The 17,179-nt window shown below is 74.3% G+C and carries 17 protein-coding genes; 7 read left to right on the top strand and 10 right to left on the bottom strand.

What is annotated here, in order from left to right; all coding sequences use genetic code 11:
- Nucleotides 1-2,046: MDR family MFS transporter (locus IH61_RS0128385; protein WP_031074929.1), on the bottom strand; the 2,046-nt coding region annotated here is incomplete at its 3' end.
- 151 nt (nt 2,047-2,197) lie between these two features.
- Here IH61_RS0128385 and IH61_RS0128380 point away from each other — a divergent pair.
- Nucleotides 2,198-3,739 carry an MFS transporter gene (locus IH61_RS0128380; RefSeq protein WP_078911455.1) on the top strand — a complete coding sequence of 514 codons (1,542 nt, stop codon included), beginning with the start codon at nt 2,198-2,200 and terminating at the stop codon, nt 3,737-3,739.
- Here the strand turns inward: IH61_RS0128380 and IH61_RS41540 are convergent.
- The 4 genes from IH61_RS41540 to IH61_RS0128360 all read right to left on the bottom strand — a co-directional run bounded on the left by IH61_RS41540 (nt 3,690) and on the right by IH61_RS0128360 (nt 7,248).
- The gene (locus IH61_RS41540) at nt 3,690-4,439 is read right to left on the bottom strand and encodes a hypothetical protein (protein WP_051838184.1); all 750 of its coding nucleotides are present in this window, start codon (nt 4,437-4,439) and stop codon (nt 3,690-3,692) included. The genes IH61_RS0128380 and IH61_RS41540 overlap by 50 nt on opposite strands.
- Nucleotides 4,440-4,544: 105 nt before the next feature.
- Nucleotides 4,545-5,612: a DUF1648 domain-containing protein gene (locus IH61_RS47230; protein WP_158845366.1), complete on the bottom strand. Its 1,068-nt coding sequence runs from the start codon at nt 5,610-5,612 to the stop codon at nt 4,545-4,547.
- Nucleotides 5,609-5,956, bottom strand: coding sequence for a GntR family transcriptional regulator (locus IH61_RS0128365; protein WP_031074920.1), 348 nt, complete (start codon nt 5,954-5,956; stop codon nt 5,609-5,611). The genes IH61_RS47230 and IH61_RS0128365 overlap by 4 nt, the downstream gene beginning before the upstream one ends.
- A 101-nt stretch (nt 5,957-6,057) precedes the next feature.
- Nucleotides 6,058-7,248 carry an MFS transporter gene (locus IH61_RS0128360; RefSeq protein WP_031074917.1) on the bottom strand — a complete coding sequence of 397 codons (1,191 nt, stop codon included), beginning with the start codon at nt 7,246-7,248 and terminating at the stop codon, nt 6,058-6,060.
- 178 nt (nt 7,249-7,426) lie between these two features.
- Here IH61_RS0128360 and IH61_RS0128355 point away from each other — a divergent pair, with 178 nt between their 5' ends.
- The 4 genes from IH61_RS0128355 (at nt 7,427) to IH61_RS0128340 (ending at nt 9,827) form a co-directional block, all read left to right on the top strand.
- Nucleotides 7,427-7,912, top strand: coding sequence for a MarR family winged helix-turn-helix transcriptional regulator (locus IH61_RS0128355; RefSeq protein WP_031074914.1), 486 nt, complete (start codon nt 7,427-7,429; stop codon nt 7,910-7,912).
- A 228-nt stretch (nt 7,913-8,140) separates the two neighbouring features.
- Complete coding sequence (locus IH61_RS0128350) at nt 8,141-8,665, top strand: universal stress protein (RefSeq protein WP_031074912.1); 525 nt, start codon at nt 8,141-8,143, stop codon at nt 8,663-8,665.
- Nucleotides 8,666-8,762: 97 nt separating this feature from the next.
- A complete protein-coding gene (locus IH61_RS0128345) occupies nt 8,763-9,143 on the top strand; it encodes a Clp protease N-terminal domain-containing protein (RefSeq protein WP_031074910.1) in 381 nt (126 codons plus the stop codon).
- A complete protein-coding gene (locus IH61_RS0128340) occupies nt 9,144-9,827 on the top strand; it encodes a GOLPH3/VPS74 family protein (protein ID WP_031074908.1) in 684 nt (227 codons plus the stop codon).
- 3 nt (nt 9,828-9,830) lie between these two features.
- Here the strand turns inward: IH61_RS0128340 and IH61_RS0128335 are convergent, their stop codons facing one another.
- Nucleotides 9,831-10,589: an SDR family oxidoreductase gene (locus tag IH61_RS0128335; protein WP_031074905.1), complete on the bottom strand. Its 759-nt coding sequence runs from the start codon at nt 10,587-10,589 to the stop codon at nt 9,831-9,833.
- A gap of 161 nt (nt 10,590-10,750) precedes the next feature.
- Here IH61_RS0128335 and IH61_RS0128330 point away from each other — a divergent pair, with 161 nt between their 5' ends.
- A complete protein-coding gene (locus IH61_RS0128330; protein ID WP_031074903.1) occupies nt 10,751-11,641 on the top strand; it encodes a helix-turn-helix domain-containing protein in 891 nt (296 codons plus the stop codon).
- 266 nt (nt 11,642-11,907) lie between these two features.
- Here IH61_RS0128330 and IH61_RS0128320 read toward each other — a convergent pair whose 3' ends face one another.
- The 4 genes from IH61_RS0128320 to IH61_RS0128305 all read right to left on the bottom strand — a co-directional run bounded on the left by IH61_RS0128320 (nt 11,908) and on the right by IH61_RS0128305 (nt 15,903).
- Entirely contained in the window at nt 11,908-13,149 is a 1,242-nt protein-coding gene (locus tag IH61_RS0128320) for an NAD(P)/FAD-dependent oxidoreductase (RefSeq protein ID WP_031074901.1), read from the bottom strand.
- A 153-nt stretch (nt 13,150-13,302) separates the two neighbouring features.
- Complete coding sequence (locus tag IH61_RS0128315) at nt 13,303-13,734, bottom strand: nuclear transport factor 2 family protein (protein WP_031074899.1); 432 nt, start codon at nt 13,732-13,734, stop codon at nt 13,303-13,305.
- Between the two features lie 7 nt (nt 13,735-13,741).
- Nucleotides 13,742-14,545: an MBL fold metallo-hydrolase gene (locus IH61_RS0128310; RefSeq protein WP_031074897.1), complete on the bottom strand. Its 804-nt coding sequence runs from the start codon at nt 14,543-14,545 to the stop codon at nt 13,742-13,744.
- Between the two features lie 98 nt (nt 14,546-14,643).
- Entirely contained in the window at nt 14,644-15,903 is a 1,260-nt protein-coding gene (locus IH61_RS0128305) for an MFS transporter (RefSeq protein ID WP_078911454.1), read from the bottom strand.
- Between the two features lie 101 nt (nt 15,904-16,004).
- On the opposite strand from IH61_RS0128305, the gene IH61_RS0128300 reads away from it, so the two are divergent.
- Nucleotides 16,005-17,102 carry a DUF5937 family protein gene (locus IH61_RS0128300; protein ID WP_031074894.1) on the top strand — a complete coding sequence of 366 codons (1,098 nt, stop codon included), beginning with the start codon at nt 16,005-16,007 and terminating at the stop codon, nt 17,100-17,102.
- The last annotated feature ends 77 nt before the right edge of the window (nt 17,103-17,179 follow it).

Genomic DNA, 17,179 nt, shown 5'->3' with positions numbered 1-17,179 from the left:
GGGGGGGGGGTGGGTGGGGAGGCCGTTGGCGAGGTCTTCGGTGAGGAGGCGCCAGGCGATGGCGGTGGCGGCGGTGCGCAGTTGGGGGCTGCGGGGGCGGCCGGCGTCGGCGTCGAGGCGGGCGTTGAGCCAGTCGGACCAGGCGGCGGCGAGGGTGCGGACCTCGCGGGAGCCGGCCTCGGTGAGGGCGAGGCGGTCGCCGTCGCGGGTGAGGTGGCCCTCGGCGGCCATCCGGTCGAAGACCGGTTCCAGGACCTCGGGCGGGATGCGCTTGCGGGCGGCGACGAGTTCGAGGGAGGCGTGCCCGAGGGCCTTGGTGTGTCCGGCGACCTCCATCAGCGCCCAGGCGCCCGCGAGGTCCACGCCCGCTCCGGCGGAGCCGACGATCGAGCGGACGGTGGTGAGGTCCACCCCGCGCACGATCTTGCCGACCGCGTACTCCAGGTGTGGGTCGGAGTCGCTGGTGGTCGGTTGGGCGAAGCCCTCGCCCATGTCGGTGGAGCCCGCCCGGGCGGTGTCGCGCAGCTGCACCTGCTTGAGGAACAGCGCGACCACGAACCCGATCGCCGCCACCGGGATCGTCCACAGGTAGACGGTGTGCAGCGCGTCCGAGTACGCCTGGACGATCGGCGCGGCCTGCTCGGCGGGCAGGTGGTGCAGCCCCTGGGGGCTCTCGGCGGCCCGGGTCAGGACGGTCGGGTCGGCGCCGGTGAGGCGGGCGGAGGCGCCGACGCCCTTGGTGAGCTCGGTCTTGAGGCTGTTGGCGTAGATGGTGCCGAACACGGCGGTGCCGAAGGAGCTGCCGATGGTGCGGAAGAACGTCACGCCGGAGGTGGCGGTGCCGAGGTCCGCGTAGTCGACGGTGTTCTGTACGGCGATGGTGAGCACCTGCATGCTCAGCCCGATGCCGACGCCCAGCACGAACATGTACAGCGAGGCGAGCGCGGTGCCGGTGCCGGGCTCCAGCCGGGACAGCAGGTACAGGCCCAGGGCCATCACGGCGGTGCCGACGATGGGGAAGATCCGGTACTGCCCGGTCTTGCTGACGATGTTGCCGCTGGCGATGGAGGCGATCAGCAGGCCGATGACCATCGGCAGCATCCGCACCCCGGAGACGGTCGCCGAGTCGCCGTCCACGTACTGCAGGAAGGTCGGCAGGAAGGTGAGCGCGCCCAGCATCGCGAAGCCGACGATGAAGCTGAGGACCGAGCAGACCGCGAACACCGGGTTGCGGAACAGCCGCATCGGCAGCATCGGCTGGGCCGCCCTGGTCTCCACCCAGCAGAACAGGGCGAGGGCGACGGCGCCGCCCGCGAACAGGGCGATGATCACCCCGGAGCCCCAGGCGTACTGGTTGCCGCCCCAACTGGTCGCCAGGATCAGGGCGCTGGCGCCGACCGAGACCAGTGCGATGCCCAGGTAGTCGATGACCGGGCGCACGGCCGCCCGTACGGCGGGGATGGTCCGGGCGGCGGCGATGACGACCACGATCGCGATCGGCACGTTGACGTAGAAGGCCCAGCGCCAGGACAGGTGGTCGGTGAACACCCCGCCCAGCAGCGGCCCGATCACCGTCGCCAGGCCGAACACCGCGCCGATCGCGCCCTGGTACTTGCCCCGCTCGCGCAGCGGGATGACGTCGGCGATCAGCGCCATCGCGGTGACCATCAGGCCGCCGGCGCCGATCCCCTGTACGGCCCGCCAGGCGATCAGCAGGGTCATGTTGGTCGAGAGGCCGCACAGGAACGAGCCGGTGATGAAGACGATCGCCGACATCTGGAAGATCAGCTTGCGCCCGTACAGGTCGCCGAACTTGCCCGCGAGGACGGTGGCGACGGTCTCGGCGAGCAGGTACGCGGTGACCACCCAGGACATGTGGGCGGCCCCGCCGAGGTCCGAGACGATGGTCGGCAGCGCGGTGCCGACGATCGTCTGGTCCAGGGCGGCGAGCAGCATGCCGAGGACGATGGTGGCGAAGACGACGTTGCGCTGCCGTACGTCCAGGACCGGTGGGGCGGAGGGCTGGGGCTCGGTGGCGACTGTCATGGGCTCAGCCTCCGGGGCGGGCGCGCCGGTCGCGATCCGGTTCGGCCGTACGGGTGAGGGCGGGGCGGGTGCGGGCGCCCGGTGGCGCTGACCTGCGGCCCGGGCGAGGATGACCGGACCGCAGCGCCCACGACGAGGCGACGAGGCACGGATGACCACTCGCGACACCGAAGAGCCGCCGCCCGGCGCCACGGCCGTGGGCGGACGGGCCGGGGCGCGGCGCTGGCGGGCCCTCGCGGTCTGCCTGGTCGCCGGGTTCATGACCCTGCTGGACGTCAGCATCGTCAACGTCGCCCTGCCGACCGTCCGCTCCGGGCTGCACATGTCCGACAGCGGCCTGCAGTGGGTGCTCAGCGGCTACGCCCTCGCCTTCGGCCTGGTGCTCGTCCCCGCCGGACGCCTCGGCGACGCGCGCAGCCGCCGGGCCGTCTTCCTGACCGGGCTCGCCCTGTTCACCGCCGCGAGCGCCCTGGCCGGGGCGGCGCAGAACCAGGAGTGGCTGGTGCTGGCCCGGCTGTTCCAGGGCGCGGCCGGCGGCGTGCTGGTGCCGCAGGTCTCCGGGTTCATCCAGACCCTCTTCCAGGGGCCCGACCGCGGCCGGGCCTTCGGCGCCCTGGGCGCCGTCATCGGGCTGTCCACGGCCGTCGGCCCGCTCCTGGGCGGCCTGCTGATCCATCTGGCCGGGGCGCGGGACGGCTGGCGCTGGGTCTTCCTGGTCAACCTGCCGATCGGCCTCGCCGCGCTGCCCGTCGCCTACCGGCTGCTGCCCCCGCCCCCGCCCGCCCGCGAGCGGGTCGGGCACCGCGACTTCGACCCCGTCGGCGTGCTGCTGCTCGGCGCGGGAACGGTGGCCCTGCTGCTGCCCTTCGTCCAGGAGCAGCAGTGGCACGGCGCCCGGCGCTGGCTGCTGCTGCCGCTGGCGGCGGCGCTGCTGGTCGCCTTCGTCGCCTGGGAGCGGGTTTACGGGCGGCGGCGCGAGCCGCTGGTGAGCATGGCGCTGTTCGGCGTGCGCTCCTACGCGGCGGGGGTGCTGCTGTCCCTGGTGTACTTCGCCGGGTTCACGGCGATCTTCTTCATTTTCACGCTCTACCTCCAGGCGGGCCTGCACTACGCCGCGCTGACGGCGGGCCTGGCGATCACCCCGTTCGCGGTCGGCTCGGGCGTGGCCGCCGCCGTGGGCGGGCGGCTGGTGAGCCGGATGGGGCGCGGGCTCGTGGTGTTCGGGCTGGTCCTGGTGCTGCTGGGCCTGCTGGCCTCGGCGCTGGCGGTGCAGCTGTGGTCGGGGCCCCGGGTGGGCTGGACGACGGCGCTGCCGCTGCTGGTCGCGGGGGCGGGCAGCGGGCTGGTCATCTCGCCGAACCAGACCCTGACGCTCCAGCAGGTGCCGCTGGCCCGGGCGGGCAGCGCGGGCGGGGTGCTGCAGACGGCGCAGCGCGTCGGCTCCGCGGTGGGCATTGCGGTGGTCGGCTCGGTCTTCTTCGCCCACGCCGCCGGCCCCCGCCCGGACTGGGCCCACGCCTTCCAGCTGGGCGTCACCGTCGCGGCGGGCCTGGTGCTGGTGGCACTGCTGATCGCCCTGGCCGACGTCCGGGCGGGGGTTCGGGCGCGGGTCCAGGCAGGGGGTTCGGGCGCGGGCCGGAGGGCTAGTGCGAGGCGGCGGACTGGCGGGGGAGCAGGGCCGAGGGCCCGGTGAACCGGCCGTTGGCGGCGGCCAGTTCGATCGCCGCGCCCATCCAGGCCGCGCCGAAGGCCCAGGTGCAGAACCACTCGCACAGGTAGAGCGGGCGGATCGGCCAGCTCTTGCCGATGCCCGTCACCCCGGCCAGGACGGCCAGCGCCAGCAGCGCCAGGATCAGCACCCCGGCCGCCAGGTAGGCGCGGTCCACCCAGCCGGGCTGGGCGTGGCTCTGGTTGCGGAAGGAGTGCAGGCAGAACATCGCCAGCAGGAGGAGCAGCAGCGCGGCGAAGACCAGGTGCAGCGCGCCGATCGTGGCCTGGAAGGTGGTGGCGGAGTTCGGCGCCGTCGGGCAGAGGGCGACGCCGAGGGCGAAGAACCCGGCGGCGCTGCTCCAGCGGTCGTCGCGGCGGTCGAAGCGGTAGCAGATCAGGAAGACCCCGAGTGCGCACAGGCCGCCGACGAAGAGGTTGCGGGTGCTGGTGTAGTACGAGCCGCTCATGGACGGGGGCCAGAAGCCGGACGTGCTCTGCCCGCGCAGCTCGGCGAACAGCCAGTTGCCCAGGGGCAGGGCGATCGGCAGCAGGATGCCGATCAGCCCGACGCCCAGGCGTAGGAAGGTGACGGTGCGTTCGTCCTGGGGGGTGCCGGCGGCCGACGGTGTCTCGGCGGCGGCGGTTTCACGGACGGACTCGGACGGTTCCTGTGGACGGGTCATGGGGGCCTCCCTGCACGGACTGCTGTCACCTGGTGTACCCGCTGACTGTCGAACAGTCACCACCGGATCGAGCGGTTTCGCCCTCAACTCCCGCCGTCCGTACGGTTAACGTTTCGCGTCGGCCGCCGTGGCGAGCAGAGAGTTGAGCAGGCCCGCGCCCCGCTCGGCGTCGTCCACACTGACCGCGAAGTCCGCGCCGCGCCGGGTGCGCACCACCAGGCACTCGCCCCGGCGCAGCATCACCGTGGTGCCCCGGTCGTTGATCCGGTACCCCCAGCCGCCGGCCTGGCGGGCGGTGCGCACCTCGACCCGGGCCGATTCCAGGTCGGCGAGCGCCCAGTGGCGGGCGGGCAGGCCGAACGGGCCGAAGCCGACGTGCAGGCCCTGCGCGGTCACCCGGACCTGGGCGGAGGCGCCGAGCATCAGCGTCACCGCGAGCAGCGCCAGGCAGACGACGGCCGGCCAGGGCCCGTCCGTCAGGCCGGTCGCCGAGGTGAGCAGGAGGGCGAGCGCGCCCAGTCCGAGGACGGTGGCGGCCACCTGCAGCGGGACGTTGGCCGCGTGCGAGAGCCACACCGCCCGTTCGCCGGCCGGCAGTCGCAGCACCGGCGCGCCGGGCACGAGGGCGGTGGGTGGGGTGGGTCCGGCGGGCGCGGCGGCGGTCCGGCGGGTGGCGAGCCAGGCCAGTGCGCCGGCGGTGCCCGAGGCGAGGATGATCAGGACCACCTGGAGGCCCATCGGCTCGGCGTCCTGCCAGCGGGCGCGGTCCAGGTTGGCGTGCACGATGCTCGCCTGGGCGCCCGTCAGCAGGACGCCGGTGCAGGCCAGCACCGCCGCGAACACGGCGCGGGCCTGGCCGAGCCGGAACCGGAAGGCGGCCGCGACGAAGAGCGTCACCAGCAGCCAGATCCCGGCCGGGAACAGGGCCGCCGCCGTCACGGACATCGAACCGTCCGGGTCGCTCCCGCTCCAGTGGGTGGCCACCTGCTCCGGCAGCCGGTCGCGGGCGGCCAGCGGCATGGCGAGCAGCAGCGCCATGACGCCCAGCGTCCAGGCGACCGCGCCCCAGAGCGCCCCCCGGCTGACCGGCCGGCGGGAAGCGGGCTCCTCGTCCTTCGGGTCCTTCGGGTCCTTCGGGTCTATCGGGTCCTTCGGGTCCTTCGCGACGTTCATGACATCCCCCTGATCAGATCCACGAGATCGTTCCTGCTGTACCCGGCCCTGGCCGCGTCGGCGATCAACTGCCGTACGCGTTCGGCCAGTTCCGACCTGGCGCCGGCCTCCGCCGCGACCGTGATGCCCCGGCCCCGGCGGAACTCCAGCACCCCTTCGTCCCGCAGGGCGCGCAGCCCGCGCAGGACGGTGTTGGTGTTGACCCCCAGGGCCTGCGACAGCTCGCGGGCGGGCGGCAGTTTGTCCCCGGGGGCGCACTCGCCCTCGGCGACGGCGCGTCTGATGGCGCCCGCGACCTGTTCGTGCAGCGGCCGGGCGTCTCCGATGTCCAGCTTCAGCAACATGATGCTAGCGACAGTAGCACCATCTGCCGATGGTGCCACCGCCGCCCGCGCGGCGGCTCGGGGGAGGGGCCGGTCGGTGGCGGGCGGTCAGTGGCGGCTGGTCAGTGGTGGGCGGGGACGGGGGCGGCGAGGGCGCCCTCCCGTACGGGGGTGCGGCGCTCCAGCAGGGCCGACAGGAGGGCCAGCAGGAGGGCGGCGCCGGCGAGCAGTGCGCCGACCCAGTTGGGCGCCGTGTAGCCGAGGCCGGCGGCGATCACCTGGCCGCCGAGCCAGGCGGCGAGGGCGTTGCCGAGGTTGAAGGCGCCGATGTTGACGGCGGAGGCCAGGGTGGGCGCGCCGTGCGCCTGGTCCAGGACGCGCTTCTGCAGCGGCGGGACGGTGGCGAAGCCGAGCGCGCCGACGAGCAGGATGGTGACGGCGGCCAGGACCTTGTCGTGGGCGGTGAGGGTGAACAGGGCCAGGACGACGGCCAGTCCGCCGAGGGAGGCGTAGAGCATCGGCATCAGCCTTCGGTCGGCGAACCGGCCGCCGAGGAGGTTGCCGAGGAACATGCCGACGCCGAACAGGACCAGCAGCCAGGTGACGGCGCCGTCGGAGTAGCCGGCGACCTGGGTCATCATCGGGGCGATGTAGGTGATCGCGGCGAAGACCCCGCCGAAGCCGAGGACGGTCATCGCCATGGCGAGCAGGACCTGCGGGTTGCGGAACGCCTTCAACTCGCCGCGCAGGTTGGCGCCTTCGGGACTCGGCAGGGCGGGGACGAGCCTGGCGATCCCCAGCAGTCCGGCCACGCCGAGCGCGGCGACGACGGTGAAGGTGACGCGCCAGCCGACGGCCTGGCCGATGAAGGTGCCCAGCGGAACGCCGACGATGTTGGCGACGGTCAGCCCGGTGAACATGGTGGCGATGGCGCCGGCCTTCCTGTCGGGGGCGACGAGGTCGGCGGCGACGACCGAGCCGATGCCGAAGAACGCGCCGTGGGCCAGGGAGGCCAGGACGCGGCCGGCGAGCATGACGCCCATGGTGGGCGCCGCGGCGGAGAGCAGGTTGCCCGCCACGAACAGGCCCATGAGGATCATGAGCATCCTCTTGCGGCTGATCCGGGTGCCGAGCACGGTCATCAGCGGGGCGCCGAGGACGACGCCGATCGCGTACCCGGTGACCAGGAGCCCGGCGGAGGGGATGGAGACCCCGTAGTCGCCGGCGATCTCGGGCAGCAGGCCCATGACCACGAACTCGGTCGTGCCGATCCCGAAGGCCCCGATGGCCAGGGCGAGGAGCGCGAGAGGCATGGGTGCCGCCCTCCATGTGATTGCTGGTGCGCCTTACAGGCTTCGACAATAGTTGCAGACGCGCGCTATGTGCAAGAGCGGGCATTTGCTGTGCGGCGTACCCTGGAGGCGCCGCACAGCACCGCACGGCAACCGCACGACACCGCACGGCACCGCACCCGGAAGGAGACCCGCGCCCATGCCCGCCACGGACCCCGCGCTGACCGCCCTCGCCAACGGCTGGGCCGCCCTCTACCTCCTGGCCGGCCGGATCGAGGCGCACCTCGAGCGCACCCTCCAGGCCCGGCACGACCTGAGCGTGCGCGAGTACTCGCTGCTCGACGTGCTCAGCCGCCAGCACGACGGCGAGGGCGGCCACCTGCAGATGAAGCAGGTCGCCGACGCGGTCGTCCTCAGCCAGAGCGCCACCACCCGCCTGGTCACCCGCCTCGAGGACCGGGGCCTGCTCTCGCGCTACCTCTGCGTCACCGACCGCCGTGGCATCTACACCGACGTCACCCCCGACGGCCTCACCCTCCTGGAAGCGGCCCGCCCGACCAACGAGGCGGCCCTGCGGGAGGCCCTGGACGAGGCCGCCAGGAATCCCGAGCTGGCCCCCCTCGTCGCCACGGTCGAGGAGATGAACCTCTCGCGCCGCCTCCCGGAAGCGGCCGCGAAGCACTGAGCACGGCATGAAGCCCCGGGACGGCCGTCGGAACCCGAGGACCGTCCCGGGGCTTCGCCGTGCGCCGGCCCGCTGACCGGGCCGAACGGGCCGAACGGGTGAGGCGTATGGACTCCGTACGGAACGCGGCGCGGGGCGTCAAGGGGGCGTCAGGCGCGGGCGGGAGACGGCCGGAGGGGCGGTTGGCTGGGGGCCCGGAGTAGGACGCAAGCACGTGAGGACGGGCGCATGGACGGCAGGGTGATGGTGGGGGTCAGCGGCTCGCTCGGCAGTCTGGCGGCGCTCCACCGGGGCGTCGCCGAGGCGCGGGAGCGGGGCGCCGAACTGTGGGCCGTCCTCGCCTGGGAGCCGCCCGGCGGGGAGTACGGCTACCGCCGCTCGCCCTGCCCGCCCCTGCTCGCCGCCGTCCGGGAGGACGCCGAGCGGCGGCTTTGCGAGGCGCTGGACGCGGCCTTCGGCGGGGTGGACCCCGGCGTCGCGCTGCGGGCCGTGGTCGTCCGGGGCGAGAGCGGCCCGGCGCTGGTGGGCCTCGCCGACCGGCCCGGGGACCTGCTCGTCCTCGGGCGCAGTGGCGGGCTGCTGCGCCGCGGGTTCCGGCGCCCCGTCACGGCGTACTGCGTACGCAGGGCCGCCTGCCCGGTGCTCGCGGTGCCCGGGCCCGCGCTGCTCCAGGACCTGGAGGCGCTGCGCCGACGCGCCCGCTGGCACCTGCCACTCGGCGCCGATCGCGAACTCGCCTCCGTCGAGCGGTAGTTCGGCGGCGGCGTGACCCCTGTGGGCAGAAGACCATAAAGAAGAGGCAAAGGGAGGGTATGGTTCGAGGAAATCCGCGGGGTGTGGGAGGGGACGGATGGACGCCAAGCGCTGGAAACGCCTGCTGCGCCCGGGCGGACGGCTGCGCAGGCAGGTCGACCGCGAGGCCGAGCGCCTCGGCCGCAGCGCCCCCGGGACGGAACACGTGCTGCTGGCGCTGCTCGCGGCGCGCGAGGGCGGCGGCGTCGAGGGCGTCCTCGACGAGCGGGGCGGTGCGCGGCTGACCGCCCTCGGCCTCGACTACGCGCGGGCCCGCGCGGCCCTCGCCACCGAGACCGTGGCCCTGCCCTCCGACCCGCGTTCCGTCGAGGAGTACCTGGCGATCACCGACACCGGGGCGCTGGTGCACTCGTTGCTGGATGATGACACCAGGGCCCGGCGGCTCGCCGAGGCACTGAACGGTGGAGGGGAAGAGTAGATGGACACGCAGGTCACGCTCGCCGAGGAGGTCCTGCTGCTCACGCTGGACGACGAGTCCGGGGTGGCGAAGGAGCGCGCCGGGGCGGCCTGGGCGATCCCGGGCGCGCTGCTGGCCGAGCTGGCGCTGGCCGGGCGGGTGGTCCTCGAGGACGGGAAGGTCAGTGCCGTCGGCCGGGAGCCGGTCGGCGAACCGCTGCTGGACGGGTGCCTCGGCCGGCTGGTGGCCTGGGCGGAGGGGCGGCGCACCGCCAAGGCGTCCGACTGGCTCCTCAAGGACCGCGCCACCGCGCCCTCCGACACCCTCGCGCGCCTGGTCGAGCGCGGCCTGGTGACCGAGGAACGGCACAAGGCCCTCGGCATCTTCCCCGTCCGCCGCTACCCGGAGGCTGACGGCAGCGTGGAGCGCGCCCTGCGCGAGCGCCTGGCCGCCGTGGTGCTGCACGGCGCCGAGCCGGACGCGCGCACCGGCGCCCTGATCGCGCTGCTGCACGCCTCCGACCTGCACCGGTCGGCCTTCCCGGACGTGCCGCGCAAGGCGGTCGCGCCGCGCTTCGCCGAGATCGCCGAGGGCGAGTGGGCCGACCGGTCCGTGCGGGAGGCGATCCGGAACGCGCGGGCGGTGCTCGCCGCCGTCATCGCCGTGACGGCGGCGACGACCGCGACCACCGCCGCGACGATGTGACCGCTACCGGGTGGTGAAACCGCCGTTGGCGAAGATCGTCTGACCGTTGATCCAGCCGCCCTCGGTGGCGAGGAAGGTGACGATCGGGGCGATGTCCTCGATCCGGGTCAGCCGGCCGCCCATCGCCTGCGACTTGAGGAAGCCGACGCGCTCCGGGGTCTCCTGGCCGTAGAAGAACGGGGTGTCCATCGGGCCCGGCGCCACGGTGTTGACGGAGATCCCGCGCGCGGCGAACTCCTTGGCCGCCGCCCGGGTGTAGTGCTCCACCGGGGCCTTCGCCCCGGCGTACGTGGAGTAGCCGTCGGTGAACGCGGCCAGCAGGGAGGTCACGACGGTGATCACCCGGCCGCCGTCGTTGAGGCGGCGGCCGGCCTCGCGGATGAAGAAGTACGCGGCCTTGGCGTTCACCGCGTGCATGACGTCGTACTCCTCCTCCGTGGTCTCCACGATCGGCTTGCGCAGCACCATGCCGGCCGTGTTCACCGCGACGTCCACGCCGCCGAAGGTCTCCGTGGCCACGGCGAAGACGCGCTCCACCTCGGCCGGCTTCGTCAGGTCGCCCTGGACGGCCACGGCCTCGCCGCCGGCCTCCTTGACGGCCGCGACCGTCGCCTCGGCGTCGGGCGCGGTGGCGTCCGAGTGGTAGTGCACGACGACCTTCGCGCCGTCCGCGCCCGCACTGCGGCTGATCAGCCCGCCGAGGTTCTTCGCGCCCGCGCCGACCAGGACGACCTTGCCCGCCAGGGAGTGGGTGTTGCTCATGATTTTCGGCTCCTCGCCAGATCGAAGGGGATGTTCGCCTGATCACCTTCCTGTCCGGGGGCGGCCCGGGGCTTGAACAATCGGCCGGGCCTGGAACGAATCGACCATGATCCGTTCCTTCGGTTCGTCGTTCGAGCGTCGGACGGAGAAGAATCGACACCATGGCGAACCCCACCGCTTCCACCTCCACCGCTTCCGCCTCCGCGATCAAGCCGCGCCTCGTCCGCCTCTCCGGCAGTGGCGCCGACCTCGACGAGGGCGTGGTCGAGAGAGGAATGGAGCGTGCCGGCGGCGGGGCGGTGGACGGGCCCTCGCGGCACGTCGTCGTGGTGCACACCGGCCGCTCGGCCGACCTGCACTGGTCCGTGGACGGGCGGCCGCGCCGGGAGCGCTTCCACCCCGGGCAGGCCCTGATCAACCCGGCGGGCCTGGCCGTGCGCCCGCGCTGGGAGCAGGACACCGAACTGCTGCTCGTCGCCCTCGAACCGGCCTGGCTGGAGAAGCTCGCCACCGAGAGCGACCTGCCGGGCCCGCTCGAACTCGCCCCGCGCTACCACCTCACCGACCCGTTCCTCGGCATGCTCGTCGAACGCCTCGTCGCCGAGTACGAGGGCGCGCAGCCCGCCGACCCGCTCTACGCCCAGTCGATGCTCCAGGCGCTCGCCGCCCACCTCATCCGCACCGCCGCCACCCGCCGCCCCACCGGGCCCGAACCGGAGGGCGGGCTCACACCGAAGCGGCTGAACCGGGTCATCGACCACATGAACGGCTACCTCGACGGCCGGCTCGCCCTCCCCGAACTCGCCGCCGTCGCGGGCGTCAGCCCGTCCCACTTCACCCGCGCCTTCCGCGCCTCCACCGGCCAGTCCCCGCACCGGTACCTGGTCAGGCTGCGCCTGGAACGCGCCCGCCGGGTGCTGCTCACCACCGACACCCCCATCGCCGCCGTCGCCCAGCTCTGCGGCTTCGCCGACCAGAGCCACCTCACCCGCACCATGCGCCTGCACACGGGCGTCACCCCGGCGGGCCTGCGCGCGGCCCGGGAGGCGTAGCGCCCTTTCCTTGGACGAGAACAGCCGGGCCCGCCCCAGGAGTTGGGGCGGGCCCGGCTGGGGTGCGCTGTCCGACGTACAAGTCGGCCGGGACGCAGGGTGGGTGCCTGATGTGTGCCGGTGGTCCAGCAGTCGATGCCGACGTTGTCGCCGGGGGACATGTCGCGCGCGTTGCCGTCCTTGAACAGATCGGCGGCCATGGGGGTCCAGTAGAGCCCCACGTGGTACCGGGTCTGAAGGGTGACGGTGTTCGGGTCCGGCCGGGGTCAGACCTCGTCGAGCGGCACGGAGGGGTCGGTGAGGCGGGCGGGGTCCACCGGGCGCTGGGAGGTGATGAGTTGGCGGATGGGGTCGACGACGTCCCAGACGTTGACGTTCATTCCGGCGAGGACCTTGCCGCCGGAGAGCCAGAAGGCGATGAACTCGCGGGTGGCCGGGTCGCCGCGGAAGACGACCCGGTCGTAGCCGTCGGGGGCGACGTAGCCGACGTACTCCAGGCCGAGGTCGTACTGGTCGCTGAAGAAGTACGGGACGCGGTCGTAGACGGCGTCCGGGTGGCCGAGGAGGGCGCGGGCGGCGGTCTGGGGCTGGTTGAGGGCGTTGGCCCAGTGTTCGACGCGGATGTGGGTGGCGAAGAGGGGGTGGTAGGCGTTGGCGACGTCGCCGGCGGCGTAGATGTCGGGGTCGGAGGTGCGCAGGTGCTCGTCGGTCCTGATGCCGTTGTCGACGTCCAGGCCGGCGGCCTCGGCGAGGGCGGTGGCGGGGGAGATGCCGATGCCGACGACCACCGCGTCGGCGTCGACGACCGTGCCGTCGGCGAGGCGCACGCCGCTCACCCTGCGTCCGTCGCCGGTGAGTTCGGCGACCTGGACGCCGAAGCGCAGGTCCACGCCGTGGTCGCGGTGGAGGTCGGCGAAGACCTGGGAGACCTCGCGGCCGAGCACCCGCAGCAGGGGCAGTTCGGCGGCCTCCAGGACGGTCACCTCCACCCCGGCGGTACGGGCGGCGGCGGCCACCTCCAGGCCGATCCAGCCCGCGCCGATCACCGCGAGGCGGGAGCCGGGGCGCAGCGCCTCCTTGATGCGGTCGCTGTCCTCGACGCGGCGCAGGTAGAGCACGCCGTCCTGGTCGGCGCCGGGGACGGGCAGGCGGCGCGGGACGGAGCCGGTGGTGAGCAGGAGCTTGGCGTACTCGACCTGGCCGTCGTCGGCGAGGGTCACGGTGCGGGCGGCCGGGTCGATCGAGGTGATCGCCGTGCCCAGGCGCAGGGTGACGTCCTGCTCGGCGTACCACTGCGGCGGGTGGACGTAGATCTTCTCCCGGGGCTCCTTGCCCATCAGGTAGCCCTTGGACAGCGGCGGCCGCTCGTACGGGCGCTCGTGCTCCTCGCCGATCAGCACGATGCCGCCCTCGTACCCGGCCGCGCGCAGTGCCTCGGCGGCCTTCGCGCCGCCCAGGGACGCGCCGACGATGACGACCGGACGCTCCCTGCCCTCGGTGCCCGACATGCTCGACTCCTCGCTCTGCGCTGGGATTTCGGGGCCAGCCTGCCGCCGGGCCGATGCTCTGTCGAGACCGCACCGGGCGCGGCGCGCCCGGCCCGCCCGTTCGAGTGAACGACGGGCCCCGGGGGCGGCCTGCGGGGCTGCCTGCCGGGCGGCCTAGGGGGTCATCGCCTCGCGGACGAGGGCGGTGTCGGTGAACTGCTCGAAGCGGACGATCCGGCCGCCGCGCACCGTGAAGTGGTGGGCGACGCGGACGGCGAGCGGCTTGCCGGTGGCCCGGTGGACGGCGGTGTAGCGGGCGAGGACCACGACGTCCTCGCCCTCGACCACGTAGGTGTCGTCGTGGGCCGTCCAGTCGGTCCACTCGGCGGCGAGGCGTTCCATGACGCCCGAGGTGACGCCCTTGGGGGTGCGGTAGGTGCCGGCGAGGGGGAAGCCGGCCATCTCCGTCCATTCGACGTCCTCGGCGAGGGTGGCGCGCAGGGCGGCGAGGTCGCCCCGGGCGGAGGCGAGGTACTGGCGGCGGACGACGTCGGCGGGGGCGGGGGAATCGGCGAAGCCGGCGACGTCCCGGGGGATCTCGATCATCGTGCTCTCAGCCCCAACTCATCTCGCCCATGGCGACCTTGGTGCCGATGTCGACGGCGATCCCCAGCCCGAAACCGGGGAAGCGGTGCTCGAGGGCGGCCTTCGCGGCGGCGGCGTCGGAGGCGCGGCCGATCTCGGTCTCGAAGGCGCGCAGGTAGTCGCGGGTCTGCTGGAGGGAGGTGAGGTCGGTGGGGGCGTCCGCCCGGCGGTGGCCGGCGGCGACCCACTGGGGTTCCAGGGCCTCGATGCCGTCCAACAGGTCGATCCAGGCGGCGCGTTGGGCGGGATCGGGGGTGTCGGCCGTCCACACGTGCAGGCCCTCGAAGAGCAGCACCCCGCCGAGGACCGTGCGGTGGTGGTGCTGCCACAGGTAGTGCCGGTCGGGGAGGTGGAAGTCGGCGCCGCGCAGCTCGAACCGGTGGCCCTCGAAGACGAGTTCGTCGCCGGGCAGCACGTCGGGGCGCACCAGGCGGGTGGGCAGTTCGGGCCCGAGGTGCTCCCAGGCGCGGAGCTTGGCCTCGTACGTCTCCTGGATGTGCTCGACGGTGGAGGCGGTGGCCAGGAACCGGGCCTGCGGGAAGGCGTCCTGGATCTCCTGGGCGCCGAAGTAGAAGTCCGGGTCCCCGTGGCTGACGAACACCGTGGTCAGCCGCCTGCCGCTCGCGCGGACCCGCTCCACCAGCCGCCGCCCGTCCGAGCGGGTGAACCCGGCGTCGACCAGCAGGGCGTCCTGCGGGCCGGTGACCAGGACGGAGGTCTTGTTGAGCGAGCTGTCGGGGCTGTCGACGATCTCGAAGTCGAGCGCACTCATGCGGGGGCATCCTTCCTCGGGCCGGGCACGCCTCGTCGTCAGGATCGGCGCTGCGGGCCGCGCCCGCATCCGGAGCGTGGGGGCTTTCCGGCGGCGGCTCACGTGCGGGGCGCCAGGCGGCGGACGGCCAGCGCGGCGAGGGCGGTGGTGAGGGCGAGGGCGGGCCACAGGTAGGCCGGGTCGGCGCCGAGGAGGGCGGTCAGGGTCGCCGGGGCGGCGGCGCGGCCCACGCCCGAGGAGAACTCCCAGCGCGCGAGGGCGCGGCCGAGCAGGTGCGGCGGGGCGGTGGCGGTGACCAGGGCGATGCCGGAGCCGGTGTAGAGGATCTCGCCGAGGGTGTAGAGGACGGAGACGAGGGCGATCCCGACGGCGCCCGTCGTGCCACCCAGGGCGCCGGCCGCCCAGAAGCCCAGGTAGGACGCCGCGAGGACGGCGCCGGCGGCGGACAGCACGCTGCGGCGGGAGCGCTTCGCGAGGCGCAGCACGAGGAACAGTTGCAGGGAGATCACCAGCACGGTGTTGCCGACGAAGATGCCCGAGGACCAGGCGGGCGAGACCTGCAACTGGAGGACGAGGAGCGCGGGCAGGGCCACCTCCAGCACGTCGAAGCAGAAGGCGTACGGCAGGTTGGCGAGGCTGAGCAGGGTGAGGCGGCGCAGCGGCTCGCCCTGCCCGTCGGCGTGTGCGGTGACGGCGGCGGCGGGGCGCTGCGGCGCGCGGACGCGGAGGGAGGCGACCAGGGCGGCGGCGGTCAGGCAGGCCGCGCCCGTCACGCCGGCGAGCAGGCGCAGGGCGCCCGTGCCGCCGGCGACGGCGACGGTGGCCAGCAGCGCGCCCGCGCCGAGGCCCGCATTGCGCAGGGAGCGCCCGGCGGCGAGGGCGGCGTCGCGCAGCCGGCCCTCGGTGAGGGTGCTGACCACCGCCGCGTGCGTGGTCGGCCAGGACTGGCTGCCCACGCCGAACAGCACGGCGGCGAGGACGAACAGCGGCAGCGACCCGGCGGAGAGCAGGGTCAGCGCGCCGGCCCCGCGCAGGGCTAGGGTGACGGCGGCGGGCAGGGTGCGGGCGCCGCGGTCGATCCAGCGGCCGGTGAGCGGGACGACCAGCAGGCCCGCGACCATCCCGGCGGACAGTGCCAGCCCGACCGCGCCGGCGTGCAGGTGCAGCACGCCGACGCCGTACAGCAGCAGGAACGGGCGCAGCAGGCCGCCGCCGACGGCGTCCACCGCCAGGGCGGCGGCGTAGCGGGGGCCGCCGGCGGAGGTGAGGAGGCGCAGCGGGCCGGGGCGGCGGGCGTCGGCGTCGGCGCCGTCGTCGGCTTCGGTGGTGTGGGCGGACTTCTCCTGGATCAGGGTCATGGCCGGTACCGTCCGCCCTGGTCGCAGGGCTTGGCACGTGGATTGACGTTCACCGTCAATCGACGGCGGTGGGGTCACTCCCGGGTGGGAGGATCGGCCCCGTGAGCTTGACCATCGACATCACGGGCCTCCCCGAGGAGCGCCTGCTGTTCACCCCGTCCCCGCTCGCCGAGCTGACCTCCATGCTGCACGTGCTCGCCGAGCCCGCGCACCACCCGGGGCTGCACGGCTGGGCGGCGAGCACCACCGCCGCGATCCCGCCCGAGCTGTCCGAACGGCTGCTGGAGGCGGACTTCCTCTGGCGCTCCTCCCGGGCCGACTTCCTCGTGCCCGGGCTGCCCGGGGCGAACCTCGCCGAGGAACTCGACGCCGTCGACCGGATCGACGACGAGCCGTACGTGGCCGCCGCCCTCATCACCACCTGCGGCTCCTCGCGGCTCACCCGCCGCCTCGGGTCCCCGCTCACCGACCCGGTCGCGGGCGAGCGGGCCAGGGACCTCGCCCTCGCCCGGGGCCCCCGGCAGGCGGCCTTCGCCGACCGGCTGCTCGCCGACCCGCCCGCCGTCCGGGCCCTGGTGCGGCGGATGCTGGAGGACTGCGGGGCGGCGTTCTTCGCGGACGCCTGGCAGCGGGTGCTGCCCGACCTCGCGGCAGACGCCCGGCGCAAGGCCGACCTGCTCGCCCGGCACGGGCTGGCCGAGACGCTGGCGGGCGTCTCGCGGTCCGTGAGCCTCGAAGGGGACGATGACGGGCGGCGGCGGATCGTCATCGACAAGCTGCAGGACAACTCCACCGACGCCGCGAGGAGCGGGGGCGTCACCTTCATCCCCACCGCCTTCGGCCGCCCGCACCTGCTGGTGGTGCACGCGCGCGGCTGGCGGCCCGTGGTCCAGTACCCGGTCGCCGAGGCGGGCGTGCCGGAGCCCGTCTCGCTCGCGATGGTCCAGCAGCGGCTGGAGGCGCTCGCCCACCCCGTCCGGCTGCGCCTGGCGCGGACGATGGCGCGCGGCCCGCACACCACGGGCGAACTGGCGGCGGCCTGGCAGCTCACCGCGCCCGAGGTGTCCCGGCACCTGGCGGTGCTGCGCCGGGCCGGGCTGCTGACGACGCGTCGGCGCGGACGGTACGTGCTGTACCAGCTGGACCTCGCCGCCGGTGCCCGGCTGGGCTCGGACCTGCTGGAGGCGGTCCTGCGCTGAGCCGGGAACGGCGGCCCCGCTGGTCCGGCGGCGGTCCTGCGCCGAGCCGGGACCGGTGGCCCCGCGCGTCCGGCGAT

It is taken from the genome of Streptomyces sp. NRRL WC-3742 (assembly GCF_000720635.1).
In the GTDB taxonomy this organism is placed as follows: domain Bacteria; phylum Actinomycetota; class Actinomycetes; order Streptomycetales; family Streptomycetaceae; genus Kitasatospora.
This window is presented reverse-complemented; position numbering and strand designations above follow the sequence as displayed.